Source organism: Microvirga solisilvae (genome assembly GCF_022808595.1).
Lineage (GTDB): Bacteria > Pseudomonadota > Alphaproteobacteria > Rhizobiales > Beijerinckiaceae > Microvirga > Microvirga solisilvae.
In genome coordinates this window covers 129001-152711 of the sequence record NZ_JAKUCN010000002.1, presented here as the reverse complement: position 1 = coordinate 152711, position 23711 = coordinate 129001, and the positions used below count along the sequence as shown (strand labels likewise).

General features: G+C 61.9%; 27 protein-coding genes. 7 read left to right on the top strand and 20 right to left on the bottom strand.

The genetic code is table 11. The features are described from left to right. Window positions 1–100 precede the first annotated feature (100 nt). Genes MJ639_RS05270 through mnhG form a run of 6 tightly spaced genes read left to right on the top strand, consistent with a single transcriptional unit; the run spans window position 101 to window position 6131 of the window. Window positions 101–3040, top strand: coding sequence for a monovalent cation/H+ antiporter subunit A (locus MJ639_RS05270; protein WP_243369236.1), 2940 nt, complete (start codon window positions 101–103; stop codon window positions 3038–3040). Beyond that, on the top strand, window positions 3040–3384 hold the full coding sequence (locus MJ639_RS05265; RefSeq protein ID WP_243369730.1) for a Na+/H+ antiporter subunit C: 345 nt from the start codon (window positions 3040–3042) through the stop codon (window positions 3382–3384). Before MJ639_RS05270 ends, MJ639_RS05265 begins: the two co-directional genes overlap by 1 nt. Next, window positions 3381–4997 (top strand): monovalent cation/H+ antiporter subunit D, encoded by a 1617-nt coding sequence (locus MJ639_RS05260; protein ID WP_243369234.1) that lies wholly within the window; start codon window positions 3381–3383, stop codon window positions 4995–4997. Before MJ639_RS05265 ends, MJ639_RS05260 begins: the two co-directional genes overlap by 4 nt. Further along, window positions 4994–5482 carry a Na+/H+ antiporter subunit E gene (locus MJ639_RS05255; protein WP_243369232.1) on the top strand — a complete coding sequence of 163 codons (489 nt, stop codon included), beginning with the start codon at window positions 4994–4996 and terminating at the stop codon, window positions 5480–5482. The genes MJ639_RS05260 and MJ639_RS05255 overlap by 4 nt, the downstream gene beginning before the upstream one ends. Beyond that, complete coding sequence (locus tag MJ639_RS05250; protein WP_243369230.1) at window positions 5479–5763, top strand: K+/H+ antiporter subunit F; 285 nt, start codon at window positions 5479–5481, stop codon at window positions 5761–5763. Before MJ639_RS05255 ends, MJ639_RS05250 begins: the two co-directional genes overlap by 4 nt. Then, window positions 5760–6131, top strand: coding sequence for a monovalent cation/H(+) antiporter subunit G (gene mnhG / locus MJ639_RS05245; RefSeq protein WP_243369229.1), 372 nt, complete (start codon window positions 5760–5762; stop codon window positions 6129–6131). The genes MJ639_RS05250 and mnhG overlap by 4 nt, the downstream gene beginning before the upstream one ends. Window positions 6132–6143: 12 nt before the next feature. On the opposite strand, the gene MJ639_RS05240 is transcribed toward mnhG, so the two are convergent. The 4 genes from MJ639_RS05240 to MJ639_RS05225 form a co-directional block, all read right to left on the bottom strand. Further along, complete coding sequence (locus MJ639_RS05240; RefSeq protein ID WP_243369227.1) at window positions 6144–6998, bottom strand: universal stress protein; 855 nt, start codon at window positions 6996–6998, stop codon at window positions 6144–6146. Between the two features lie 71 nt (window positions 6999–7069). Further along, a complete protein-coding gene (locus MJ639_RS05235; RefSeq protein ID WP_243369226.1) occupies window positions 7070–7240 on the bottom strand; it encodes a hypothetical protein in 171 nt (56 codons plus the stop codon). Window positions 7241–7297: 57 nt separating this feature from the next. Then, on the bottom strand, window positions 7298–7720 hold the full coding sequence (gene rnk, locus MJ639_RS05230) for a nucleoside diphosphate kinase regulator (RefSeq protein ID WP_243369224.1): 423 nt from the start codon (window positions 7718–7720) through the stop codon (window positions 7298–7300). Between the two features lie 58 nt (window positions 7721–7778). After that, a complete protein-coding gene (locus MJ639_RS05225; protein ID WP_243369222.1) occupies window positions 7779–8336 on the bottom strand; it encodes a GreA/GreB family elongation factor in 558 nt (185 codons plus the stop codon). Window positions 8337–9044: 708 nt separating this feature from the next. Here MJ639_RS05225 and MJ639_RS05220 point away from each other — a divergent pair. Beyond that, window positions 9045–9491 carry a GreA/GreB family elongation factor gene (locus MJ639_RS05220; protein ID WP_243369220.1) on the top strand — a complete coding sequence of 149 codons (447 nt, stop codon included), beginning with the start codon at window positions 9045–9047 and terminating at the stop codon, window positions 9489–9491. Between the two features lie 193 nt (window positions 9492–9684). Here the strand turns inward: MJ639_RS05220 and MJ639_RS05215 are convergent, their stop codons facing one another. From MJ639_RS05215 to MJ639_RS05140, 16 genes are all read right to left on the bottom strand, one after another. Next, entirely contained in the window at window positions 9685–10266 is a 582-nt protein-coding gene (locus MJ639_RS05215) for a c-type cytochrome (RefSeq protein ID WP_243369218.1), read from the bottom strand. Then, window positions 10247–11161, bottom strand: coding sequence for a cytochrome c oxidase assembly protein (locus MJ639_RS05210; RefSeq protein WP_243369217.1), 915 nt, complete (start codon window positions 11159–11161; stop codon window positions 10247–10249). Before MJ639_RS05210 ends, MJ639_RS05215 begins: the two co-directional genes overlap by 20 nt. Continuing rightward, a complete protein-coding gene (locus tag MJ639_RS05205) occupies window positions 11158–11508 on the bottom strand; it encodes a hypothetical protein (protein ID WP_243369215.1) in 351 nt (116 codons plus the stop codon). Before MJ639_RS05205 ends, MJ639_RS05210 begins: the two co-directional genes overlap by 4 nt. A 4-nt stretch (window positions 11509–11512) precedes the next feature. Continuing rightward, complete coding sequence (locus MJ639_RS05200) at window positions 11513–12157, bottom strand: cytochrome c oxidase subunit 3 (RefSeq protein ID WP_243369213.1); 645 nt, start codon at window positions 12155–12157, stop codon at window positions 11513–11515. Further along, window positions 12154–14025 (bottom strand): cytochrome c oxidase subunit I, encoded by a 1872-nt coding sequence (ctaD, locus tag MJ639_RS05195; RefSeq protein WP_243369728.1) that lies wholly within the window; start codon window positions 14023–14025, stop codon window positions 12154–12156. Before ctaD ends, MJ639_RS05200 begins: the two co-directional genes overlap by 4 nt. Window positions 14026–14162: 137 nt before the next feature. Further along, window positions 14163–15164 carry a cytochrome c oxidase subunit II gene (gene coxB, locus MJ639_RS05190; RefSeq protein WP_243369211.1) on the bottom strand — a complete coding sequence of 334 codons (1002 nt, stop codon included), beginning with the start codon at window positions 15162–15164 and terminating at the stop codon, window positions 14163–14165. A 7-nt stretch (window positions 15165–15171) separates the two neighbouring features. Next, complete coding sequence (locus tag MJ639_RS05185) at window positions 15172–15732, bottom strand: c-type cytochrome (RefSeq protein ID WP_243369210.1); 561 nt, start codon at window positions 15730–15732, stop codon at window positions 15172–15174. Then, a complete protein-coding gene (locus MJ639_RS05180; RefSeq protein ID WP_243369209.1) occupies window positions 15729–16553 on the bottom strand; it encodes a substrate-binding domain-containing protein in 825 nt (274 codons plus the stop codon). Before MJ639_RS05180 ends, MJ639_RS05185 begins: the two co-directional genes overlap by 4 nt. Further along, complete coding sequence (locus MJ639_RS05175) at window positions 16534–18339, bottom strand: methanol/ethanol family PQQ-dependent dehydrogenase (protein WP_423790757.1); 1806 nt, start codon at window positions 18337–18339, stop codon at window positions 16534–16536. The genes MJ639_RS05180 and MJ639_RS05175 overlap by 20 nt, the downstream gene beginning before the upstream one ends. Window positions 18340–18467: 128 nt before the next feature. Next, a complete protein-coding gene (locus MJ639_RS05170; protein ID WP_243369208.1) occupies window positions 18468–18611 on the bottom strand; it encodes a hypothetical protein in 144 nt (47 codons plus the stop codon). A gap of 61 nt (window positions 18612–18672) precedes the next feature. Further along, window positions 18673–19476, bottom strand: a complete 804-nt coding sequence (locus MJ639_RS05165; RefSeq protein WP_243369207.1) for an ABC transporter permease — start codon at window positions 19474–19476, stop codon at window positions 18673–18675. Beyond that, window positions 19473–20189 (bottom strand): ABC transporter ATP-binding protein, encoded by a 717-nt coding sequence (locus MJ639_RS05160; protein WP_243369206.1) that lies wholly within the window; start codon window positions 20187–20189, stop codon window positions 19473–19475. The genes MJ639_RS05165 and MJ639_RS05160 overlap by 4 nt, the downstream gene beginning before the upstream one ends. After that, a complete protein-coding gene (locus MJ639_RS05155; protein WP_243369205.1) occupies window positions 20186–21145 on the bottom strand; it encodes a PQQ-dependent catabolism-associated beta-propeller protein in 960 nt (319 codons plus the stop codon). Before MJ639_RS05155 ends, MJ639_RS05160 begins: the two co-directional genes overlap by 4 nt. Further along, entirely contained in the window at window positions 21133–22305 is a 1173-nt protein-coding gene (locus MJ639_RS05150) for an ABC transporter substrate-binding protein (protein WP_243369204.1), read from the bottom strand. Before MJ639_RS05150 ends, MJ639_RS05155 begins: the two co-directional genes overlap by 13 nt. Then, the gene (locus tag MJ639_RS05145) at window positions 22302–22949 is read right to left on the bottom strand and encodes an ABC transporter ATP-binding protein (RefSeq protein ID WP_243369203.1); all 648 of its coding nucleotides are present in this window, start codon (window positions 22947–22949) and stop codon (window positions 22302–22304) included. The genes MJ639_RS05150 and MJ639_RS05145 overlap by 4 nt, the downstream gene beginning before the upstream one ends. Further along, window positions 22946–23707 carry an ABC transporter permease gene (locus MJ639_RS05140; RefSeq protein WP_243369202.1) on the bottom strand — a complete coding sequence of 254 codons (762 nt, stop codon included), beginning with the start codon at window positions 23705–23707 and terminating at the stop codon, window positions 22946–22948. The genes MJ639_RS05145 and MJ639_RS05140 overlap by 4 nt, the downstream gene beginning before the upstream one ends. Between the last annotated feature and the right edge of the window lie 4 nt (window positions 23708–23711).

Below are 23711 nucleotides of genomic sequence, written 5' to 3'. Positions count from 1 at the left end.
CTGCCGTTGCGTCGCGCGGGCCCGTCAACCATATTGAACGGCATAGCCCCCAATTGGAGTTTCATCCGCGCTCCCCACCCGGAAGGAGATTACTGAAACCATGTCCAGTGGCATGTCCCTCCTGGCCATCGTCATCCTTCCTTTCCTTGGAAGCCTCGTTGCTGCCGTTCTACGTCAGGATGCCAGGAATGGCGCCGCCGTCCTGGCCGGAACCATCGCCCTCTGCGCCACCGTCCTAACCGCGTTTCAATTTCCGGCGGTCCACCAGGGGGGTGTATTGCGCATCGGCATCGAGTGGCTGCCGACCCTCGGCCTCGACTTCACTTTGCGCATGGATGGTTTCACCTGGCTGTTTTCCATGCTGGTCGCCGGCATTGGCTTCCTGGTCACGCTCTACGCCCGCTACTACATGTCGCCGGCCGATCCGGTGCCGCGCTTCTTCTCGTTCCTGCTCGCCTTCATGGGCGCAATGCTCGGCATCGTACTTTCGGGCAACCTTATCCAGCTGGTCTTCTTCTGGGAGCTGACCAGCCTGTTCTCCTTCCTCCTCATCGGCTACTGGCATCACAATGCCAGCGCCCGCGATGGCGCGCGCATGGCGCTTACGGTCACGGCCGCAGGCGGATTGTGCCTGTTCGCCGGCATCCTGCTGATCGGCCACATCGTCGGCAGCTACGACCTCGACCAAGTGCTGGCATCGGGCGACAAAGTCCGTACCAGCGGCCTTTACCTGCCTGCGCTGATCCTGGTGCTGCTCGGTGCCTTGACCAAGAGCGCGCAGTTCCCGTTCCATTTCTGGCTGCCCCATGCCATGGCAGCGCCGACCCCTGTGTCGGCCTATCTCCACTCGGCCACGATGGTGAAGGCCGGCGTGTTCCTGCTCATCCTGCTCTGGCCCGTGCTGTCCGGAACGGAGGCTTGGTTCTACATCGTGGTGTCGGCGGGCCTCTGCACCCTGGTCATTGGGGCCTATGCGGCGATCTTTCAGCAGGACCTCAAGGGCTTGCTGGCCTATTCCACCATCAGCCACCTCGGCCTGATCACGCTCCTGCTCGGCCTTGGCAGCCCGCTCGCCACCGTCGCGGCGATTTTCCATACGATGAACCATGCGACCTTCAAGGCATCGCTGTTCATGGCCGCCGGTATCATCGATCACGAATCCGGCACCCGCGACATCCGGCGCCTGAGCGGGCTGTTCCGATATATGCCGATCACCGCCACGCTTGCCATGGTCGCGGCCGCAGCCATGGCCGGCGTGCCCCTGCTCAACGGATTTCTCTCCAAGGAGATGTTCTTCGCCGAGGCGGCGGCGTTCCACGTCGACTCGATTCTCGACCACTCCCTGCCCTACTTCGCAATGCTGGCAAGCGCCTTCAGCGTCGCCTACTCTCTGCGGTTCATCCACGGCGTGTTCTTCGGGCCGCCCGCAACCGGTCTGCCGCGCACGCCGCATGAACCGCCGCACTGGATGCGGTTTCCCGTCGAGTTCCTGGTTCTGGCCTGCCTGCTCGTCGGCATTCTCCCGGCGATGACGATCAAGCCACTCCTCGCCACGGCGGTGCGCGCGGTCCTCGGTCCCGACACCCCCTATTACAGCCTCGCCGTGTGGCACGGCTTCAACGAGGTTCTGGTCATGAGCCTGATCGCCCTGAGTGGCGGCGTGCTTCTGTACTGGCTGTTGCAGGGATACCTTGCGAAGGGAATCGATGGCCCTCCGATCATGCGTCGTCTCAAGGGCCAACGCATCTTCGAGCGCGTGCTCGTCACCCTGTCATGGAAATGGGCACGTTCCGCGGAGCGTATATTCGGTACGCAACGGCTTCAGCCGCAATTGCGACTTCTGGTGTCCTTCGCGGTCCTCGCAACGCTCTGGCCGCTCTATCGGCATGGGCTCGAGGCAGGCTTCCAGCCAGCCTCGAACTTCGACCCCGTATTCCTCCTGCTCTGGATCGTCGGCGGTTTGTGCGCCGTCGGTGCGGCCTATCAGGCGAAGTATCACCGGTTGGCGGCCATGGTGCTGATGGGCGGGGCGGGGCTCGTCACCTGCATCACCTTCGTCTGGTTCTCGGCCCCTGATCTCGCCATCACCCAGCTTCTGGTCGAGATCGTCACGTCGGTGCTGATCCTGCTTGGCCTGCGCTGGCTGCCGAAGCGGATCGCGACCGTGGGTGACGGCCTCTCTATGGGAGTTCATGACAGGATGCGGCGCGCACGAGACCTGATGCTGGCCGTCGCAGCAGGAACAGGCATGACGCTGATCGTCTATGCCATGCTCACGCGCCCGCTTCCCGACACCATCTCGCGCTACTTCGTCGAGAACGCGTACTCGGAGGCGGGCGGCCGCAACATCGTCAACGTCATCCTGGTCGACTTCCGCGGCTTTGACACATTCGGCGAGATCGTGGTGCTCGCCATCGTCGCGATCACCGTGTTCTCCCTGCTGCGGCGCTTCCGCCCTGCGCAGGAAAGTGTCGGAGCTCCGGAGCAGCAGCGGGTGCAGGATGCCTATGATGAGGCCAAGCCCGACCGCGCGATAGGCGACACCCTGTCCGATTACATCACGATCCCCGCGCTGATCATGCAATGGCTGTTCCCCGTGATCATCGTGGTCGCGATCTTCCTGTTCCTGCGCGGGCACGATCTGCCGGGCGGCGGCTTCGCAGCCGGGGTCACGATGTCGATTGCGCTCATTCTGCAATACATGGCGGGCGGAACGCGCTGGATCGAGGCGCGGGTGCGCATCCGGCCCATGAGCTGGACGGGCCTTGGGCTGCTTTGCGCGGCCTTCACCGGAATGGGCGCCTGGCTCTTCGGTTATCCGTTCCTGACGTCGCATTTCCGCTATCTGGATCTTCCTCTGATCGGCAAGGTGCCGGCCGCCACCGCGCTGCTGTTCGACCTGGGCGTCTTCGCCGTCGTAGTGGGCGCCACCGTACTCATCCTGATCGCCTTGGCGCACCAATCCGTTCGCGCACCTCGTTCGACGCGTTCTCCAACGACACTCACCGAACCGCCTGTGGTGGCAAAGGAGAACGCATGATGGAACTGATTTTCGCGCTCGCGATCGGCATCCTGACCGCTTCCGGCGTGTGGCTCCTGCTGCGGCCCCGCACATTCCAGGTCATCATCGGCCTGTCCCTGCTGTCCTATGCGGTGAACCTGTTCATCTTCGGCATGGGCCGCCTTCGAATTGGCGCGCCGCCTGTTCTCGAAAACACCGAATCCATCGACCCGGCGCTCTACGCCGATCCGCTGCCGCAGGCGCTGGTTCTCACCGCCATCGTCATCAGCTTCGCGATGACGGCTCTGTTCCTCGTCGTCCTGCTCGCCTCGCGCGGCTTGACGGGCACCGATCATGTCGACGGCCGTGAGGACGCGCAATGACGGGTATGCTCAACCATCTGGTCATCGTGCCGATCCTGCTCCCGCTCATCTCGGGCGCCGTGATGCTGCTCCTCGCGGAGCGCCGCCGCGTTCTCAAGGGTGCGATCGGGATCGCGAGCACCTTTGCGTTGCTGATCGTCGCCATCATCCTGATGCGACAGGCGGACATGACGCCTCCGGGATCGGGCGTGACGACGTACCAACTCGGCAACTGGCCGGCTCCCTTCGGGATCGTGCTCGTGCTGGATCGGCTCTCAGCCCTCATGCTGGTGCTGACGAGCGTGCTCGGCATCGCGTCATTGCTGTATTCGCTTGCACGGTGGCATCGCGCGGGACCGCGCTTTCACACGATCTTCCAGCTGCAGCTCATGGGCCTCAACGGCGCCTTCCTGACCGGAGATCTGTTCAACCTCTTCGTGTTTTTCGAGGTGCTGCTGGCGGCATCCTACGGCCTTGTGCTTCACGGTGACGGTATCGTCCGGGTCAGGGCGGGTCTTTCCTACATCGCTATCAACCTGACGGGCTCGTTTCTGTTTCTCATCGGCGCCAGCCTGGCCTACGGCGTCACCGGCACCCTCAACATGGCGGATCTCGCCGCCCGCGTTCCCACTCTCTCGGCGGGAGATGCAGCCTTGTTCGCCGCTGCAGCTGCGATCCTCGGCACGGCCTTCCTGATGAAAGCCGGAACTTGGCCGCTCAATTTCTGGCTCCCGACGACCTATGCGGCCGCCTCGGCGCCGGCTGCGGCCATGTTCGCGATCATGAGCAAGCTCGGCATCTACGTCATCCTGCGCTTGTGGACGCTGGTGTTCGGCCCACAGGCGGGTCCGCTGGCCGAATTTGGCAGCGACTGGCTGCTCCTTGGCGGCATGCTGACGATCTTGTTCGGCACGATTGGCGTCCTGGCCTCTCAGACCCTGTCGCGACTTGCCGGGTGCAGCGTGCTCATTTCGTCAGGAACTCTCATTGCCGCCCTCGGCACTGGTGGCGGCGAAGTCATCGGCGCCACGTTGTTCTACCTTGTCAGCTCCACCCTCGGGATTGCTGCCCTCTTCCTGCTCGTCGAGTTGGTCGAGCGCATTCGCGATCCCGGAGCCGATGTGCTCGCCGTCACCATGGAGGCCTATGGCGAAGGTGATGACGAGGACGGCTTGGCGGACGAGATCGGCATCGCCATTCCGGCGACGATCGCGACCCTCGGCGGCAGCTTCGTCGCCTGTACCCTGCTCCTCGCAGGGTTGCCGCCCTTCTCGGGCTTCATCGCCAAATTCGCCATGATGGCGGCGATGCTGAAGACGGACGGCACTGCGGTCCAGGCCTCGACCTGGATGCTGATCGGGCTCCTGATCGTGTCGGGATTGGCGACCCTCATCGCCATGACACGCAGCGGCATCAGCTCTTTCTGGGCCCGCATGGACGACAGCATTCCACGAGTGCGGATCATCGAGATGACCCCGGTGCTCGCCCTTCTGCTGCTCGCCCTGGGCCTGACCATCGCTGGCGGCCCGGCGATGCGCTACATGGAGGCGACCACGCAGGCTCTCCAGACTCCACGGGGCTACATCACAGGCGTGTTGTCTGCAGAAGCCGCTGAAGGGAGATCACGCCCATGAGCGGTATCCTGCCCTATCCCCTCCTTTCGCTGGCCCTGCTGATTCTGTGGCTACTGCTTAATCAATCGGTCTCGGCTGGTCACATCATCCTTGGAAGCGTGCTTGCCGTGCTGGCCTCCTGGGCCATGGCGGCCCTGCGGCCCGAGAAGCCGCGCATCCGTCGTCCCGGCGCGGCCTTGCGTCTCGCCGGCATGGTGCTGATCGATATCCTCCGTTCCAACCTCGCGGTCGGACGCATCATCGTGCGCTCCAGGCAGCCGGGCGTGAATGCGGGCTTCCTGACCATCCCGCTCGACCTGCGGGACCGCCATGGACTTGCCGTCCTTTCCATCATCATCACCTCGACGCCCGGCACGATCTGGGTGAACTACGATGCTGCCAAGGGCACATTGCTGCTGCACGTTCTCGACCTCGTCGACGAGACGATCTGGATCCAGACGATCAAGCATCGCTACGAACGTTTGCTGATGGAGATCTTCGAATGAATGCTCTCGCCATTCTCTCGTGGGCCATCATCGGCGCTCAAATCATGCTCGCCCTGGCGATGTGCTGCGCCGTCTACCGCCTCGTTGCGGGGCCGCGAGCGCAGGATCGCATTCTTGGTCTGGACACCCTCTACGTGAACGCGATGCTCCTGTTGGTCACGTTCGGAATCCGCATCGGTAGTACGCTGTTCTTCGAGGCCGCGCTGGTGATCGGCCTCCTCGGCTTCGTCTCGACCTTGGCGCTCGCCAAATTTCTCATGCGCGGCGAGGTCATCGAATGAACGCAGCAGGAAATCTTCCAACTTGGGCTGCGCTGCTGACCGCTCTTCTCGTGCTGGTCGGTGCGGCTGCCACCTTGATCGGTTCGCTCGGGCTGCTGCGGCTCGGCACCTTCTATGCCCGTGTACATGCGCCCACGCTTGGCACGACACTGGGCATGGCCAGCATTCTGGCCGGATCAGCCCTGTTCTTCAGCATGCTCGAGGCGCGCCCGGTCGTGCACGAGATTCTGATCGCCGTGTTCGTTGGATTGACCACGCCGGTAACCCTGATGCTGCTCGTCCGGGCCGCTTTGTATCGCGACCGCATCGAGGGCAGTAAGGAAGTTCCCGCCGCAGATGCAGCGGAACACTCAATCCCTCAGGATTAAGATCGGACAGGCTTAGCGGGTTGGCGGGACGGCGAGGATGTCGACGTCGAGAGACCGCAGAACCTCCTCAGTCACGCTTCCCAGAAGTGCCTTGGCGATGCCCGAGCGCCCATGCGTCCCCATGATCAAAACGTCCGGGCTCGATTGCTCCACGGCGTTGGAGATCACCTCGAACGGAGTGCCTTCCTCCACGCGCACGGGCTGCCCATGATCGGCGAGTCCGTTTTCCTTCAGAAACGCGATCAGCTCCTTGGTGGCCCGAATGCGCTCCTCGGCCACGTATCCGTCAATGGTCTCCTGGCTCAGGCCGGAATAGAACATCTGGCCTTTCGCCAGCGGCACGAAGGCATGAACGATCGAAAGCCGCGCACCGACGGGAAGCCCCAGGCTCATGCCTGATCTGATGGCTTTCATGGAGGGTTCGGACAGGTCGACGGGAACCAGGGCCGTCTGGTAGGACCGCTCCACCTCTCCGTTCACCATCAGCACCGGAACCGAGCCCGTGCGGATCACGCGCTCGACGGTCGTCCCGACGAGGATATCGCGCAGGAGCTGCTTACGCGGCGCTCCCATGACGATAAGATCCGCGCCCATCGATGCTGCGGCGCGCAGGATGCCGTCGAACGGATCGCCCGCGACGACGAGCGCCCGCGACGGGATTCCGCGCAATTCGGCCACCGCATCGATCTGCTCGCCGAGGATACGCTCAGCCTCGCGCGTCTCGAGTGCGATCAGCTCCGGCGGCTGGTCATCGTCCACTACATGCACGAGCGTGATTTCGGCGCCCTTGCTCCGCGCCAACAAGCCAGCCCGCCGTACGGCCCGCTGCGAGCGGGTCGAGAAGTCCGTCGCTGCCAGGATGTGCATGGATTCATCTCCCGTGTTTCGGAATCGGAGGTTGGTACATGTCCGTGGCAGGGTAGCGGCAGGGGCCGCCGCTACCCGATCTGGTCGATCACGATCTTACGGATTTCCTCGCGGGTCAGCGTGCTGGGCTGCGGAGCCCATTCCGAGAGCATGACCACCTTTGCATTCGGTGGCCGAGACTCGTGCGGCTGCTTGGGGACCGCAACTTTGCTCTTAGCGGTAATCTTGTCTGTGACTTTCATGTTTCTTCTCCTTGGCTGCTCGGAAGCATCTCCCTGCGGCCTGTTGTGTTTGCAGTGTCAGGCGTCGAGCCCAGCCATGCGCTGAGGCTGGAAACGCACCCGTTGCACCGTTATCTTGCGCCGTCCGCCCGTCGGTCCCAGCCATTCCATCGTTTGTCCCTCCGAGAGGCCGATCAGGGCCGCACCGACCGGCGTCAGAACCGAGATCCGCTTAGCGTCCAGATCCTCTTCGCCCGGATACACGAGCGTGGCGCGACGCACGTCGCCCGTGACCTCGTCCCGGTACTCGACGTCCGAATACATCGTCACGATGTCGGGGCGGATGGTGCCGGGCGCTGCGACCATCGCGCGATCGAGTTCATCAGCCAGCATCTCGGCGACAGTGTAGGATTGGCCGTTGATGCCGGCATTCGCGATCCAGGCCAGCCGCGCGTAATCGACCGTGGTGATCGTGATGGGTGGAAGAGTTTCCTGTTTCATTGTCGTCTCCAATGTGTCGCTGCGCATGGGAAGGCAGCAGGCATCATAATGGCCGCGATCAGGACCGTCCGCAGACGATGATCGAAATCGGATCGCTGGCCGGGAATGTTTCCATCAAGGCTTCGTCAAGCCGACGCTCGAGAATGTCCCGCGAATTGACGTGCTCGTGATTCAATCGATCAGGTGCATCGCGGGCAGGTTCGGCTTCATCCGGCAAGAGCCTGAACCGGACATCTTCCACCACGACCTCATGCACTGGCCCGTTCGGATTCGTTCGGAACGGCATGCGATCGCCAACACGAAGCCCCAGCAGGGCGATCCCCAAGGGTGTCAGCACGGACAGTTCCGCGCCCGGCCAGTGCAGATCCTCCGGATAGACCAGGATGTGTGCTCGCGAATGTCCTTCACCGTCAAGGCGGTATGTGACCTTCGCGCTGGTCGAGACCACGTCCTCGGGCAATGCATCGGGATGGCACAGCGATGCCCGACGCAATTCCGACAGCAGGAATTCGCGATGCGGACGACGCCGATAGTTTTCCAAGGCCGCGACGGACATGAGGCGGTTGTAATCGTGCGTTGCAACGGTGACCGGCGGCAGGCGCATGGTTCCGTTCATGGAATCCTCCTTTGCGGTGCCGATTCAGGCCTGCGGATGCATTGCCTTGAGGCAAGCGTTCACAGGCCCAGGATCGGGCTTGCTGAATTCGACTTTGCAAGATGTGTCATGTCCCCGAACAATGGCGGCGCAATGCGCCTGCCTGGTTCGGGGATCAGCGACCTGCCAGGAGGCGGCCTCCGCGGAGAATAAGGATATGGTGCGAGGTAATCATGACAATACAAACGTAAGCATTAAAAGTTGAGTTTCAACTGCGACAAACCGCAAAGGGGCCTGAGGCCTTACACTCAACTGGCGATAATACGTTTGAAGTCATGCAGGAAGCGACTTTCCAGCCTTGTTGGCCAAGGGCTTCATCTTGCGCATGATCCGGCAACTCCAACTGACTCATACCGCTTTTGAACGAGTGCCGACATCGCCTGAAAGCTTGCATTTGCAGGCAACTGAGCTACCTTATGAGTGTCATGATCACGCTCATGAAAAACCTTCGCCTCTTTGTTCATGCGGGTTGCCTCAAAGCAGGCAAGTAAGCCCCAGAAGTCGGCGTGACCCGATATGGTCGCCGACGCTCCGGGGCATCCAGTCTCTCTCACAGCAGCATTGAGCCGTCGCATGCGCCCTTCAGGCGCGTGTCGGCACGCCACATCCGTCTGTCTCACGAGAACGCGCAGCTGCGCGTCCTGCAGTGACCGCCTTGAGGAGGCTTTCATGAACGCGCAACACGAACTTCCCCCGATCACCCTCTCGGAGAATGACTACAACCGCCTGCTGCTCACCGCGAGAATCCGGCAGAAAGACAATTCCAACGCATACGAATTCCTGCTCGATGAGTTGCGCCGCGCAAGAATTTGCCGTCCGTCGGAATTGCCGGAGGATGTCGTATCGACGAACTGCCGCGTGATCTTCCGCATCGATGATGAACCGAAGTCGCGAGCGCACTTGCTCGTCCATCCTGAAGACATGCTGTGGCCCGGCGCAGAAATCTCCGTGACGACACCTTTGGGAACGGCGCTTCTCGGTCTACGTGTCGGCGACCGCATGCCGTTCGTGGACGATGGTACGCTGCACGAGGTAGCCGTTGAAGGCATCGGCCTCCGTTTCCTGGACGACGGTACGACGGTTACGCGGACACCCGGCAGCATCACCTGGACTTGAAGCGAGTGGCTACAAGTGCTCGATGACCGCGCCTGCGGCCAATAAATTCCGGTCTCGGGATGTTTCCAGGGACGAGGCATCGAAAGGGCCATGTGTCCCGCTTGCGTGGACCACTCGGGCGGCCTCTCAGCCTTGATTGATCTGGAAGTATTTGGACCACCGTCGAGCCTACGAAGCTGCTTTCATTCCTTATTTATCGCAGCGAATAGAGATAGGCTGCCACATGTCTGGCCTCGCGTCGCGAGATCCCCGTCACTGGCATTGCGGTTTTGGGATCAATGGATTTAGGGTCTTCGATCCATTGAATCAGGGTGTCGGGCGAATTGGCGGCCACGCCACCGATATAGACGCGGGCGGCGAAGCCTTCGAGGGTCGGCCCCACCTTTCCCTGAGCGCCCGGAACGCCGGGAATTGTGTGGCACCCCGCGCAGCCATAGCGCTTCGTGAGATCGCGTCCGAGATCAGGATCGCCTCCCGTGAGGGCAATGGCGCGCTGGCGCGCGTCCTGCGTAAACTTGATCGCGTATCCGGCATAGATACCGGCCCCTGCCAGCAACACGAGAATGAACCCGATGACAACGGATTGCCGCTGCAAGCGGACCGGCGTGGGAATGTGGATCCCGGTCAGATGCGCTTGCGGATCGAAGGCGGGACGCGGTGCCTTCCCGCTTCTGCCTGCATGTGCGCCCTTTCCGAAACCGAGGAGTGCTCCGGCCACACCGGCGAGCAATGTCACCGCGATGGGAGTCCAACTTCTAGCGCGCCGCATGGGCATGGTGCCCTCCCCTGGAGCGGGTTGATCCTGAGCGGACGATCCAGAATCCTGCGAGGATCAACGCAGCACCCGCGTAAATGAGGCCCGCCGGAATCCACATGAACAGGCCAGCGAGCTGCTGATCCTCCAGAGGCGTCAGTCCCCATTCGGCGGCCCCCGATGTCTGCGTCGGATAGATGCTGCGCCGCATGAGGGAGAGCAGGATGCCGAGGAAGCCTGTGTGGAGGGAGGTGACGAAGAGATAGAACACGGCCACGCCGTAACCACGCTCTCGCTCCGGCCCCTGCAGCAGGGCACGCCAGAACAGAAGAGCGGTGATGAAAAAGCTGAGATGCTGCAGCCAGTGAATCCAAGGATCGGACAGGGCCGCCTCATAGAGGGGCGGAGCGTGCCACAACCAAACAGCGCCTCCATGAATCAGCGTGGCGACAAGAGGATGGGTGAGCCACGCCCATGAGCGCGCGACAAGCGGAACTTGTCCGATCCCGCCGATCCGACGGCGCAAGCCCGCCGGCACAGCCCACAGCATGGCGACCGGATTTCCCACGACGAGAAGCGGCGCGGCCAACGCCATGAGAATCTCATGCTCGATCATATGCGCGAAGAACAGCCGTTCACCGAGCCAATGAAGCGGCGTGACGAGAGCAAAAACGAGAAGTCCCCATCCGAGCATGAAGCAGGATGCCTGCCAGATACGCACGCCGCGCCCCATCCCTGCCCGGCGCCATAGGCGCAATGTGCCGATGAGATAAAGCCCGCCCGACAATGCGAGCGGCAACGTGACCTGCGGATCCCACGTCCAGGTCGTGCCGCCTTCGAGCCAGTGCACATGGCCCGCATGAGCCTGGGCCTCACCGGCGGCAAAAAGTGTGATGAGGACAATCAGCGCCTTCATCGCTCGCACCCATGGAAGACGAGGCCAGCTGCGCCGTGAAGCAGGATGACGACGGTGAAAAGCGCTGCGATCGCCATGCCCATCAGGGCCACGAAACGATGCGGCCGTCCGGCTCCCGTCGAGTCGGGCAAGGGCGTCGGTGCTGCTGTGACATAGCCGCGCCAGGAGAGAAACCCTCCGAAGAGACTGCACACTACCATGACGAGCGCGAAGATCGGAACGAGCGGAACCTGATGAGCGCAGACCCACGGCACGGCCGCATAATTGAACTGTGTGTCGACGAGCCATGCCGCAGGGCCGGCATAAATGCCGGCGGATGGAAGACCTCGTGAGAACCATCCTGCCATGGGCTCACCACCATCTCGGGAACCAGTAGAGGATCAGATAGATCGGCAACCATGAGGCGACGACGAAATACCAATAGAAGGCATTGTCGCCCACATCAGAAAAGCGCTTGCCGTGACCGTGGCGCGTGAACATGAGCACCGTGAGAACGACAGTGTCACCAAGATCGGTCAGAAGATGCAGGGTGTGAAGGCCGAGCAGCAGCCACACGGCCGATCCGTAGGCGTTCTGATCCCAGCGCACATGGAGTCCGTTGAATTCCATGATGCGGATCACCAGGAGAACGATTCCGGCAAGGCTCATGATCACGAGATTGCGGCGCGTCGCGGAAAGGTTCTCCTGCTCGCCATCTCGCTTGGCCCGGGCATTCGGCCATGCGCTGACGAGCAGAACAACGGTGAAGAGGCTCGGCCAGAAGAGATCCGGCGGCGGCGCGCTGAGGGGCCAGTTTCCGTTGATGAAGACGAGGTAGAAATAGACTCCGATGGCCATGGCAAAGCCCATGCCTTCGGCAGCGGCGAAAGCCACTGTTCCCCACCAGATCGGGCTGCGATGGCCGTAAGCGTAGCTCGGCATCGATCGCACGTTGAGGACGATCCGATGAGGCAACAGCTCTTCGCTGTCCTGCGGCTGAAAAGAGGCTTTCGTCATCGCTCGTCCTCTGTGCCGGCCTTCGGCCAGAACCAGCCGATCAAAGCGAGAGCCAGGGGCGGCGTGCCCCACACCAGAGCCCAGGGCGTGAACATCGAACCGACGAACAGGATCGTGATCGCCACCGCCGACAGGAAGGGCCAGATCGAAGGCTCGGGCGTGCTCTCGCGCAGATCCGCGCGACCGGCGGTGACGGTGGAAACGATCTGCTCCCGGTTCTCCACGCTCAAGCCCGCTGCCACCGGCAGGCTATCGCGATGGGCCCAGAGTGGCTCGCGATTGGTCACGATGGGAATGCGGTCAAAATTCTGCGGCATCGGCGGCGAGGCGGAAGCCCATTCGAGGGTGCCGGCATTCCAGGGATTGGGGCCAGCCAAGGGGCCGCGGCGTGCGCTCGTGACGATGTTGTAGAGGAAGAGCAGGAAGCTCCCGAAGAAGACAGCCGCGCCGATGGTGGAGATCATGTTCAGGTTCCCCCAGCCCATCTCCGGCAGATAGGTATAGACGCGCCGCGGCATGCCCATGAGGCCTGTGATGTGCATGGGGAAGAAGGCCACGTTGAAGCCTATGAAGGCGAGCCCGAAATGCCATTTTCCGAGGCGCTCGTTCATCATCCGACCGGTGAATTTCGGGAACCAGTAATAGATCGCGCCGATCAGCGGAAAGACGTTGCCGCCGATGAGCACATAGTGGAAATGCGCCACCACGAAGAACGTGTCGTGCACTTGGGCATCGAGCGGCACGGAGGCCAGCATGATGCCGGAAAGCCCGCCCGCCACGAAGATGAAGAAGAAGCCGATGACGAAGAGGAGCGGCGTGCGGAACACGGGCCGCCCATCCCAGAGCGTTGCGATCCAGCAGAAGATCTGAATGCCGTTGGGAATGGCGATGAGCATGCTCGATGCCGTGAAGAAGCTGGCGCCAAGCTGCGGCAAACCCGTGGTGAACATGTGGTGCACCCAGAGCCCGAACGACAAGAAGCCTGTGGCGATGAGCGAAAGAACGAGCGCGATATAGCCGAAGGCCTGTCGGCGCGCGAAGGTGACGACGATGGCCGACACCCAGCCCGTTGCCGGAAGGAAGATGATGTAGACCTCCGGGTGGCCGAAGAACCAGAACAGATGCTGGTACAGCAGCGCGTCGCCGCCTTCCGCCGGATTGAAGATGTGGGTACCCACGAGCCGGTCCATGAGCAGCAGGGCGGAGGCTGTGACCACGGCGGGCATCGCGAAGATGATCACGAAGGAATTGATCAGCTCGGCCCAGACGAAAAGCGGGATCCGGTCGAGCGTCATGCCAGGCGCACGCAGCTTGAAGACCGTCACGATGACCGAGATCGCGACAGAGATGCCCGCGACCTCCGTGAACGTGATCATCTGCGCCCAGATATCCGCCCGCTTGCCCGGCGAGAATTCAGGCCCCGACAACGGTACATAGGCGAACCAGCCCACATCCGGCCCGATATTCAGCATGAAGGCCAGCCAGATCATGAGGCCGCCGAACAGATAGACGTAATAGGAAAAGGCGTTCAGGCGGGGAAAGGCGATGTTGCGCGTGCCGACCATGAGCGGCACCAGATAGACCGCGAAAGCCTCGCCGATGGGCACGCCGAAGAGAAACATCATCGTCGTGCCGTGCATGGTGAAGAGTTGATTGTAGAGATCAGGCCCGATCAGGCTGCTCTCGGGCCTTGCCAGCTGCAGGCGCATGGCGACCGCCGACAACCCGCCCAAAAAGAGGAAGAAAAGAGCAGTGATGATGTACCGGCGGCCGATGACCTTGTGGTCGACTGTGGAAAGCGCGCCGATCAAGCCTTTCTGCGTGCCCCAGGTCTTGGCGAGCCGCGCCGTGAGCTCGGGGCCATCCACCTGATCGTCACGAAGCTCCTTCGGATCCGGCGAATAATCCGCCTCGCTCCTTGCTCCGGAAACGCCACCACGTTCGCCCGTGGCGAGACGCGTGACTTCAGGGACCGCATCGAGCTCGTGAGGAGTGATGGCTTTCGTCACTTCAACCCCTCCAGATAGCTTGCAAGCGGTTGCACCTCGTCAGGTTCGAGCTGGATCGTCGGCATGTTCACGCCCGGCTTGATGCCATGCGGATCGATGATCCAGGCCGCGATATTGCCGCGTGTGGTCTCGAGCGTCCCGGCGCCGATATAGCGGCGGCTTCCCACATGGGTGAGATCCGGGGCAACCTTGCCGCCCGCATCCGTGCCGCGCACCTGATGGCACATGATGCAGGGCTTCGAGAGAAAGACCTCCATGCCGCGCTGGCGCTCGGGATCGTTCGGCGGAATGGCGGACGAGACCTGGTGGTTGCGCCAGCGTTCGAAATCCTCCTTCGGTTCAGCAACGACGAGCATGCCCATATGCGCATGCTGAAGGCCGCAGAACTCCGCGCATTGCGCGCGATAAATTCCCGGCCGATCCGCCTGGATCTGAAGCTGGTTCTGACGCCCGGGAATCGCGTCCATCTTGCCTGTGAGGTTGGGAACCCAGAAGGAATGGATCACGTCTGCCGATTCGAGCTTGATCAGAACCGGCTTGCCGACGGGAATATGGATCTCGTTCGCGGTGGTGAAGACAAGGTTCGGCTGCTCATTCTCGTAAGTGATCTTCCACCACCATTGCTGACCCGTCACCAACAGGGTCAGCGCGCCATCCTTATGCGAGAAGAGCACCTTCTGAGCGGCATAGCTCAAGCCTGTGAGGGCGATCACGGTGACGAGCGTCAGAGCAACGGCAACAGACACCGTGATCGTCATGCGCCGCTCCGTGCCGGGATCCGTCGAAAGCGGGTCCGCATCGGCAGGCCGCCTTCTGCGCAAAGCCAGGAGAAGCGCCGTCATGGTCAATACCCAGACGATGCCCAGCACCGCCACGAAGATCCAGAACATCTCCGCAAGCGCCTGCGCCGAGGGCCCCTGCGCATCGAGCGCCGATTGCCAGCCCTGGCATCCTGCGAGGGGCAGGCTCAGAAGAAGGATAGAAAAAGCCCTCTTCATGATCGCCTCATTGCGGCATCTGCGCGGACGGAGGCACCTGGCCGCCATCGATGACCTCGCCTGGCGGACGGCGCTGCTCGGCCGGGCCTGGGCTCATGTCATCCTTGCGCCCGGGTGCAGCGGGCTTCGGCACGTTGCGGCCCATGGAGCGGATATAGGCTGCGATCTGCCAGATCTGATCGTCGGGGATCTTCCCGCGAAAAGACGGCATGCCGTTTGGGCGGCCCTCACGGATCGTCTGCACGATATTCTCGATCTGCCCGCCATAGATCCAGCGGTCGTCCATCAATGCGGGGCCTGAATCGCCGCCGCCATTGGCGTGGCAGCCATTGCAGTTGAACCAGACATAGAATCGCTGGCCCTGCGAGATGTGAAAGGCGTTCTCCTCGTATTCCTTGCCGAGACCGGAGCGCTGCTCCGTCGGACCGCCGGGGCCCGCTGAGAGAGGCACGAGCGCAATCTTTTCCTGAGACTCAGCTGTTACGGGATTGGATCGATATTCCCGATCCTCGCGTTCGCAGGCGGCGAGTGTGAAGGCTAAGAGCGGCAGGATCAGAAGCGTTCTCATGGCCTGTGCTCCGCCTGCTTCAGGCCACCATCGAGACGCGGAACATTGTAAGCCGACAAGATGGCATCGATATCGGCGCGACGGCGGGAGAGCGCTGCGTCGATTTCCTGGCGCAGCGCCTCGTCCTCCTTGCGCACGGCCATGGAAATATCGAACACCATGGGAAGCTGTGGTCCATCGAAGGCTGGTCTCACGGGCGTGACTTTCAGCGGAATCTTCTCATGCTGTGCGAAATAACTGCCTAAAGCGCCCCAGACGATTGCGATATCGATCTCACCTTCGGCAAGATCGTGGAGAATGCGCGCGGGCGGGTTCGGCTGGCTGTAATCGCCATAGATCATGTAGCCGCGTACATTCTCGACAATGCCTCTGCGGGCCAGGGCATGAGCCGGCGGCGTATTGGAACCGTCATCGCCGATCAGGTGTACACCCACCTTCGCTTGGCGAAGGACAGGATCGTTGAAGGACGATACCTCGGGCCCGCTGGCGCGTGTCACGAACACATAGGCCGAGCGATAATAGGGCGCGGTCGTGCGAACGCCTTCGAGATTGGCGGGAAGGCCGGGGACGAGATCGCAGGTTCCGGCCTTCAACGTGTTGCGCAGGAAGCCGCGCCTTTGCGCCCACCAGGTGTAGCGAACTTCCGCCCCGAGATCCTGCGCGATCAACTCGACGATCTTGTTCTCGAAACCTTCGCCCGCTTCGTTGGACAAAGGCATGTTGTTGGGATCGGCGCAGACACGAAGCTCGCGCGCCTGCACGCCACCTGCCAGCACGAGAAACGCTGCAAGAACTCCCCCTTTAAGGAAGCTTGAACACATAGAGTGTGCCTCCCTTCGTGGTGACGTTCTTCAATTCGCGCATGGCGTTCACGAAACCCTTTGCGCTCGTGCCGTCGCGTGGGTCGAGATCATTAGACACGATGGAGCCCGCCCAACCGCCGACGCCGGAGAGAATGGCCACATATTGCTTGCCATCAGGCCCGCGATAGGTGGTGGGCTGGCCGATGATTCCGGAATCGAGCTTGAACTGCCACAGCACCTCGCCGGACCGGGCGTGCACGGCCTTGAACCATCCATCCATGGTTCCGTAGAAGACCACGTCACCCGCCGTCGCGAGCGCGCCGCTCCAGAGCGGGAAGCGCTCGTTGATGGTCCAGAGTTCCTTGCCTTCGCGAATATCCCAGGCGGTGAATTCGCCCATATGCCCGCCAGGACCGGGATACATGCGCACCTCGGCGCCCACATAAGGCGTTCCGGCGATGTAGTTCGGCTCCACGCTTTCCCAATCCATGCACATGTTCATGTGCGGGATGTAGAGAAGGCCGGTCTTGTGCGAGAAGGCGCTTGGGTTCCAATCCTTCGCGCCCGGTGCGGTCGGGCAGATGTCGCGCACCACGCGGTTGTTCACCGGCTCCTTTTCGGCGTTCACCTGCATCCGTCCCGTCTTCAGGTCAAAGCCAGTCGAGGCGGTAAGTGCGTGAAATGGCTTTGCGGAAAGCACCTCGCCGGTGGTCCGATCGATGACATAGAGGTAGCCGGTGCGCCCTGGATGGACCAACACTTTCCGGGGCTTTCCCTCCCACTCCATGTCGAGCAGGATCATCTCGTTGATGGTGTCCCAATCGTGAATGTCATGCGGTGCGGTCTGGTAGAACCAACGTGCCTCGCCCGTGTCAGGATCGCGCGCAAAGATTCCCGCCGTCCACTTGTTATCGCCAGGACGTTGATTGGGATTCCACGGGCCTGGATTGCCGGTGCCGTGATAGAGCAGGTTCAGATCGGGATCGTAGGACAGCCAGCCCCACACCGTGCCGCCGCCCTGCTGCCAGGCATCCGCAGGCCAGGTGGTGGTGCCGAGATCCTTGCCCTTGTCACTGTCGTAAAAAGGCTTGAAGTTCGGGCCGATCTTCACGTCCTGATCGGGCCCGGTATTATAGGCCTTCCAGACGCTTTGCCCCGAGTTGATATCAAGCGCCTGGATCCAGCCGCGCACGCCGTATTCACCGCCCGAAATTCCGACGAACACCTTGTCCTTCGCCACGAGCGGGGCCATCGTCATGGTCTCGCCCCTGTTGATGTCACCGAGCTTGGTCTTCCAGACCTCCTCGCCCGTTTCCGCGTTTACTGCCACCACATGCGCATCGAGCGTCGTGAAGAAGACTTTGCCATTGGAGAAAGTGGGGCCGCGATTGACCACATCGCAGCAGGCAACACCCTGCGCCGCGGCGGCGGGTTTCGGGTTGTACTGCCATTTCATCGGCGCGCCTGCTTGCGTCAGGTCGAGCGCGTAGAGAATGTTCGGATAAGGCGAGAGCACATACATCATCGTGCCGACGACGAGCGGGGCTGATTCCTGGCCCTTGTTCACACCTGTCGAGAAGGTGAAGGCGACCTGGAGATTCTTCACATTACCCGTGTTGATCTCGGCCAGATCGCTGTAGCGGGTATTGGCGTAATTCTTTTGCGGAATCGCCCATTGTCCGTCTTCAGGGGTGGCGGCAAAGGACGGAGCCGACGGCTGCGGCTGAGTTTGACCAAGAATCAGGGAGGACGGCCAAACCAGCAAAAAAGCAGCCAAGGCACAAACGAGGCGCGTGAGACCCACGATGTGTTCTCCGGAACGCGAGGACGCGCCGCATCATCGGCGGCTCGACTCCAACTGTTCAGCTTTGGCTATGTTCCCGAAATCGTGATCACGATTTTCAATATTGTTACGCAGCGTCCGGGAACCGATCAGCGCCAGTACTCGCGAACGGAGATGCCATACTTATCCGTGGCGTAGAACAAGATGCCTGCGCCTATGGCGCATAGAATTCCAATGATCAGCAAGGCCACCAGAAAACCTGGGTCGCCGAAAACCCGGAGGTCTTTCTTCAAGGAACTGTTCTGCGGCTTTGCCATGCAACAGCAACGATGAAGCGAATTGACCTGTTCCCTTTCATTCGACGGCTCGGCGGGCCCAGAAACCTCGTCCCGGATCGTAACCCCAGACGGCAAGGCTGAAGAAGACGATGAGAGAGACACTACAGACAAGGAGGGAGAAAGGCTCCAGCTGTCCATAAAGCGCGAAACGGATCAGCTCGACCGCATGCGAGAAAGGATTGGCCCAGGCAAAAGCCGCCAGAACGGGACTGACTTCTTCCAGCCGCCAGAGGGGATAGAGCGCGGTCGAAGCAAAGAAGGCCGGGAAGATGACGAAGTTCATCACGCCCGCGAAATTCTCAAGCTGGCGGATGAGGGAGGAAAGAGCCAGGCCGAAAGCACCGAGCATGAGGCCCGCCAGAACCAAAGCAGGCAAGGCCGCCGCATAGCCGAAAGCCGGCGGGCGCACCTCCCAGAAGCGGGCCAGCAGCAGGAAGCCGTATACGACCGGCAGAACCGTAATCGTGCTGGCAAGTAGCCGCGCGCCCAAAAGCCACCATCGCGGCAGGGGTGCGGTCAGGAGAACGCGCATCGAGCCCATTTCGCGATCGTAGACCATGGAGAGGGAATTCTGCATGCCGTGGAAGAGCAGCATCATCCCGGCAAGTCCTGGTACGATATAGACCTCATAGAGAATGTAGGTCTGGTAAGGTGGGATGATGGAAAGCCCCAGCACGGAGCGAAAGCCCGCTGCGAAGATGCCGAGCCATACGAGAGGCCGCACGATTGCTGCCGCGAAGCGCCCATGCTGGCCGATGAAGCGCAGCATTTCCCGGCGCATGATGCCTGAGAAGGCCAAAGCGGCATGACGCATGCTCATGCCGCTTCTCCCATAAGCTGCAGGAATGCAGCTTCAAGATTTTCCGGAGATGCGAGTTCGCTCGCCGCCCCCGTCCATCGCAGCGATCCCCGATGCAGCACCGCAAGCCTGTCTGCGGGCTCGATCTCGTCCAGCATGTGTGTGGCCCACAGCACGCTGATTCCCTCCCCGCATAAGGAGCGCACATGCGTGAGCAACATGTGCCGCCCCGCCACATCGAGACCGGCGGTCGCCTCGTCGACGATCAGAAGACGGGGATCGTGCAGGAGGGCGCGGGCGATCTCGACGCGCCGCCGCAATCCTCCCGACAGGGCGCGTACCTTGTCGTGGGCTCGCTCGGCAATGCCGAGCCGTTCCAGCTCGACGGAAGCCCGTTCCAGACCCTTTGCGCGGGAAAGCCCACGCAAAGCTGCGTGATAAGCGAGGTTGTCCATAACGGTCAGGTCGAGGTCGAGGGTCGGCATCTGGAAGACGACGCCGAGATCGGCGAGTGCCGGCAGCGGATCGCGGCTGATCGAATGTCCGAAGATGCGGATATCGCCCTGTTGTGCATTGTATAAACCGGTGGCGAGCGAGACGAGCGTGGTCTTCCCCGCCCCGTTGGGGCCGAGCAACACCATGAAGGCGCCCGGATCGATGGTGAGGCTCACATCGGAAAGAGCCTTGCGTCGCCCGAACCCATGACTGAGGTTCTCGATGACAAGAGCCGTCATGGCGCGACCATGATTCCCCATGGCGAACGGCCGACGCCAATGGTCTTCGCCACCTCCTGGCCCGCGAGATCGATGACGGACACATCGCTCGAATTGCCGTTGGCCGTATAAAGCCGTTTATCGTCCGGCGAGAGCGCAATGTGCCAGACACGCTGCCCCACCAGATAAGTGCGCAGCACCTTGAAGCTCTTCGCATCGATCTCGGCGACGCGATTGGCGGGACCCAGGGCGACATAAGCCCGCGATCCATCGGCTGTCAGTTGGATGCCGACCGCCTGCACGAGTTCGCGTGGAACGCCGGGTACTTCGAAAACGATCTTCGCCAAGGATTCTCGCGTGTCGGCGTCGAACACCTCCACCGTTCCACGTAACTCGGACGAGACCCAGATCTGCCTGCTGTCGGCAGAGATCTGTGCGACACGAGGGCGAGTATCCACCAGGATATTGTCGATCAGTTCGAGGCTCGCGGCATCGATGACATGGAGCATGCTCGTGGTCTCGGACGTGTTCACCACGATACGGCCATCGGGGCTTGCTCCCATGCCCTCCGGCTCCACGCCGACCTCGACTTCACTGACGATGCGTTTTTCAGGGATATCGAGAACGGACACGAGATTGTCGTTCTCGTTCGCCACGAACAGACGGCGCCCGTCCGGATGCAGCACGAACAATTCCGGGTCTTCGCCGGAGGGAAGCGAGCCTTCCACCTTCTGGGTTTTCAGATCGACCACATCAATGCGATTGTCGTCGCCTGCTGCCACATAGAGCTTCTGCCTGTCCGCGCTCAGGCCGATCCCGCGCGGGCGCCGTCCTACCGGGATCGTGGCTGCAAGGCTCAGGGATTGCCCGTCGATTACGGAGATCGTGTTGTCCTGCTCGTTCGACACATAGATCGTTTCAGCAGATGCAGCCTGCAGGGTCAGTGCGAGCAAGAAAAAGGCTATCAGAACCGGCATCGGCTCTCTCCCTGGTCGAATCCCAGCGTGTCGAGTTCGGAGCCCCGATGCAGATAGCCTGCCTGCGGTGAGACGGAAACGAGGAGCCGAGGCCCTGCGATCAGGATCGGCTGGCGCATCTGCCCGTCCCAGACGCGGAAGCTCTGCCCCTGGCCCTTGAAGCCGGAGAGGATGAAATCGGATCCGCGCAGATAGGCCATGATGGCGGCAGGGTCATTGCTGCGCGAGCGGGTGGCGGCCTCACCAACGGCGCGGATCGCGGCCCAGGCAGCGTAATCGACGGCAGTCATTTTGCGGCCCGATAAGGTCTCGAACCGGGCTTGAAGCTGCGTTGCGCCCCATTGTTCGGACACCTCGCTCCAGCCCGTGGTGACGAGCCCATGGGTGCCCGCGACGGGACGGGGCCTTGCCGTGCGGTAGGAGAGGTAATCCCCGAATTCGTTCGTTTCATCCGCAACGACGAGGACGTCATGGTCAGTCACTTGCGTCAAAGCCGGGATCTCGCTTTGCAGGGTCACGTGGCCGGTATCGGTACGCGCATGCCCCGGCTTGAAGGTCCATTCTTTTTCGCCAACGATCTCGGCACCAAATCGCATCGCTGCGCGGCGAAAGGCTTGCGCCTGCAGCTTGTCGCCGGGAGCGCTGCCGGTCACGAGAAACCAGCGCCGCCAGTGTTTCGTCATCAGATACTGTGCCAGGGCATCGGCCAGCATGGCACGGCTCGGGATGGTATGAAGCATATTGGCGCGGCAGGATTCGTTACGCAGCGCATCGTCAGGCGCGCGCGCGTTGAGAAAAAGCATCTCACGCGCCTCCGGAGCGGAGGCTGCCGCCGTGAGAAGGGGCGCGTCGAGATCGGTCACCACGAACCTGATGCCCTCCTTTGCCAGATCGCGGATGGCATCTGCCGGCTTGGCATCCTTCGCTAGCGTTTGTTCCACGAGCGTGAAACGCTGCTTGGTGAAACGGCCGGTGGTGGCATTGTCGGCAATGCCGAGGCGCGCACCTGCAAGGCCCTCGTCTCTGATCTCCTGGTCGAGAGGAGAGACAGGCTGCACGGGATCACGCGTTTGCGTGACAACGCCGATGGCGATGGTTTTTTCCTGACCAAGAACAGGGCTCGCCAGAAACAATGCGATAAAGGCGAGAAGCAGCTTCATTCCGCAGCCCTCGCGGGCCGGATCGACCTGTCGTCCACGATCCGCGCGGGAGAACCGTCGAGCGTGATCACCCGATCGGCAAGGGCTGCCGCCTCGTGCCAATGATGCGTTACCAGAAGAGTGGTCGGACGCAATCTCTTCAGCTGTGCCGATACGAGATCCTGCATGCTCTTCGCGGTAGCCTCGTCGAGAGCGGAGAAGGGCTCATCGAGCAGCAGCAGTTTCGGCTCGACGGCCAAGGCCCGCGCCAGCGATACGCGCCGCGCCATGCCGAGAGACAGGCGCTGCGGATAGACATTCTCGGAGCCTGCAAGCCCGACCTGCGCAAGCCAGTCGCCTGCCCGCTCGGGGCAATCGGGAATCACGAGTTGCAGATTCTGCCGGGCGGTTCGCCATGGCAGAAGGCGCGGCTGCTGGAATACATAGCCGATCCCGCGCGGCCGCCCTTCGACGGAACCGGAAAAATCATTGTCGAGACCGGCGACGATGTGGAGAAGGCTCGTCTTTCCGATGCCGGACGGGCCGACGATGGCGCAGATTTCCCCTTCCGCGAGATCGAGCGAAAAACGCTCGAAGACAATGTGAGCAGGAGCTTGCGCGCGCGCAGGAAAAACCTTTCGTTGAATGAGAATGCGCATGGTCATCGCCGCCACGCCTCCATGCGGCGGTCGAGCGGCGCGAAGAGCAGAAGCTCGATCAGCAAGACGCAGGCGATAAACGCTGCCGCATAGGCTATCACGCGGGGCACGTCGAAAAGCTGGAAATAGCTCTGCAGCTGAAAGCCGACACCGTTGGATCGTCCCAGAAGCTCCACCACGAGCACGATCTTCCAGATGAGGGCGAGCCCGTTGCGCGCGGCGCCCAGGAGATATGGCGCCAGCTGCGGAACAATGACGTTCCGCAATGTCATCCAGGGACTGAGCCTATAGACCTGCGCTACCTCCGCGTAATCCCGGTCGAGCGCCCGCGCGCCTTCGCGAAGAGTCACCGCCACATTGGGGATCTTGTTGAGCGCCACCGCCACGAGCAAGGCCGTCTCCACCAGACCGAGCCAGATGTAAGTGAGGATGATGACGACGAGCGCCGGCACGTTGAGCAGGATCACGAGCCATGGATTGAGCCAGCGGTCGAGCGGGCGCCAAAGGCCGAGCGCGATGCCGAGCGCGGCCCCGATCACCATGGCGACGGTGAAGCTGACACCCACGCGCGCAAGCGTGATGCCGAGGTGATGGAACAGAGCGCCATTTCGCGCCTCGCCGATGAGGCTTGCCAGAACGGCAGCAGGCCCTGGCAAGAGACGGCTGTCGGCGAAAACAGCCCCGATCTGCCACAACCCGATGAACAGCAGAACGGAGGCAATTGCCTGCCAGCTTCCTCCGCTCCGGATGTCAGCAGCGCGCATCGGC

What these genes read in the sequence shown, in the direction of transcription:
- MJ639_RS05270 (WP_243369236.1), top strand. Translation starts at nt 101, where the DNA reads ATGTCCAGTGGCATGTCCCTCCTGGCCATCGTCATCCTTCCTTTCCTT.
- MJ639_RS05265 (WP_243369730.1), top strand. Translation starts at nt 3,040, where the DNA reads ATGGAACTGATTTTCGCGCTCGCGATCGGCATCCTGACCGCTTCCGGC.
- MJ639_RS05260 (WP_243369234.1), top strand. Translation starts at nt 3,381, where the DNA reads ATGACGGGTATGCTCAACCATCTGGTCATCGTGCCGATCCTGCTCCCG.
- MJ639_RS05255 (WP_243369232.1), top strand. Translation starts at nt 4,994, where the DNA reads ATGAGCGGTATCCTGCCCTATCCCCTCCTTTCGCTGGCCCTGCTGATT.
- MJ639_RS05250 (WP_243369230.1), top strand. Translation starts at nt 5,479, where the DNA reads ATGAATGCTCTCGCCATTCTCTCGTGGGCCATCATCGGCGCTCAAATC.
- mnhG (WP_243369229.1), top strand. Translation starts at nt 5,760, where the DNA reads ATGAACGCAGCAGGAAATCTTCCAACTTGGGCTGCGCTGCTGACCGCT.
- MJ639_RS05240 (WP_243369227.1), bottom strand. Translation starts at nt 6,998, where the DNA reads ATGCACATCCTGGCAGCGACGGACTTCTCGACCCGCTCGCAGCGGGCC.
- MJ639_RS05235 (WP_243369226.1), bottom strand. Translation starts at nt 7,240, where the DNA reads ATGAAAGTCACAGACAAGATTACCGCTAAGAGCAAAGTTGCGGTCCCC.
- rnk (WP_243369224.1), bottom strand. Translation starts at nt 7,720, where the DNA reads ATGAAACAGGAAACTCTTCCACCCATCACGATCACCACGGTCGATTAC.
- MJ639_RS05225 (WP_243369222.1), bottom strand. Translation starts at nt 8,336, where the DNA reads ATGAACGGAACCATGCGCCTGCCGCCGGTCACCGTTGCAACGCACGAT.
- MJ639_RS05220 (WP_243369220.1), top strand. Translation starts at nt 9,045, where the DNA reads ATGAACGCGCAACACGAACTTCCCCCGATCACCCTCTCGGAGAATGAC.
- MJ639_RS05215 (WP_243369218.1), bottom strand. Translation starts at nt 10,266, where the DNA reads ATGCCCATGCGGCGCGCTAGAAGTTGGACTCCCATCGCGGTGACATTG.
- MJ639_RS05210 (WP_243369217.1), bottom strand. Translation starts at nt 11,161, where the DNA reads ATGAAGGCGCTGATTGTCCTCATCACACTTTTTGCCGCCGGTGAGGCC.
- MJ639_RS05205 (WP_243369215.1), bottom strand. Translation starts at nt 11,508, where the DNA reads ATGGCAGGATGGTTCTCACGAGGTCTTCCATCCGCCGGCATTTATGCC.
- MJ639_RS05200 (WP_243369213.1), bottom strand. Translation starts at nt 12,157, where the DNA reads ATGACGAAAGCCTCTTTTCAGCCGCAGGACAGCGAAGAGCTGTTGCCT.
- coxB (WP_243369211.1), bottom strand. Translation starts at nt 15,164, where the DNA reads ATGAAGAGGGCTTTTTCTATCCTTCTTCTGAGCCTGCCCCTCGCAGGA.
- MJ639_RS05185 (WP_243369210.1), bottom strand. Translation starts at nt 15,732, where the DNA reads ATGAGAACGCTTCTGATCCTGCCGCTCTTAGCCTTCACACTCGCCGCC.
- MJ639_RS05180 (WP_243369209.1), bottom strand. Translation starts at nt 16,553, where the DNA reads ATGTGTTCAAGCTTCCTTAAAGGGGGAGTTCTTGCAGCGTTTCTCGTG.
- MJ639_RS05165 (WP_243369207.1), bottom strand. Translation starts at nt 19,476, where the DNA reads ATGAGCATGCGTCATGCCGCTTTGGCCTTCTCAGGCATCATGCGCCGG.
- MJ639_RS05160 (WP_243369206.1), bottom strand. Translation starts at nt 20,189, where the DNA reads ATGACGGCTCTTGTCATCGAGAACCTCAGTCATGGGTTCGGGCGACGC.
- MJ639_RS05155 (WP_243369205.1), bottom strand. Translation starts at nt 21,145, where the DNA reads ATGCCGGTTCTGATAGCCTTTTTCTTGCTCGCACTGACCCTGCAGGCT.
- MJ639_RS05150 (WP_243369204.1), bottom strand. Translation starts at nt 22,305, where the DNA reads ATGAAGCTGCTTCTCGCCTTTATCGCATTGTTTCTGGCGAGCCCTGTT.
- MJ639_RS05145 (WP_243369203.1), bottom strand. Translation starts at nt 22,949, where the DNA reads ATGACCATGCGCATTCTCATTCAACGAAAGGTTTTTCCTGCGCGCGCG.
- MJ639_RS05140 (WP_243369202.1), bottom strand. Translation starts at nt 23,707, where the DNA reads ATGCGCGCTGCTGACATCCGGAGCGGAGGAAGCTGGCAGGCAATTGCC.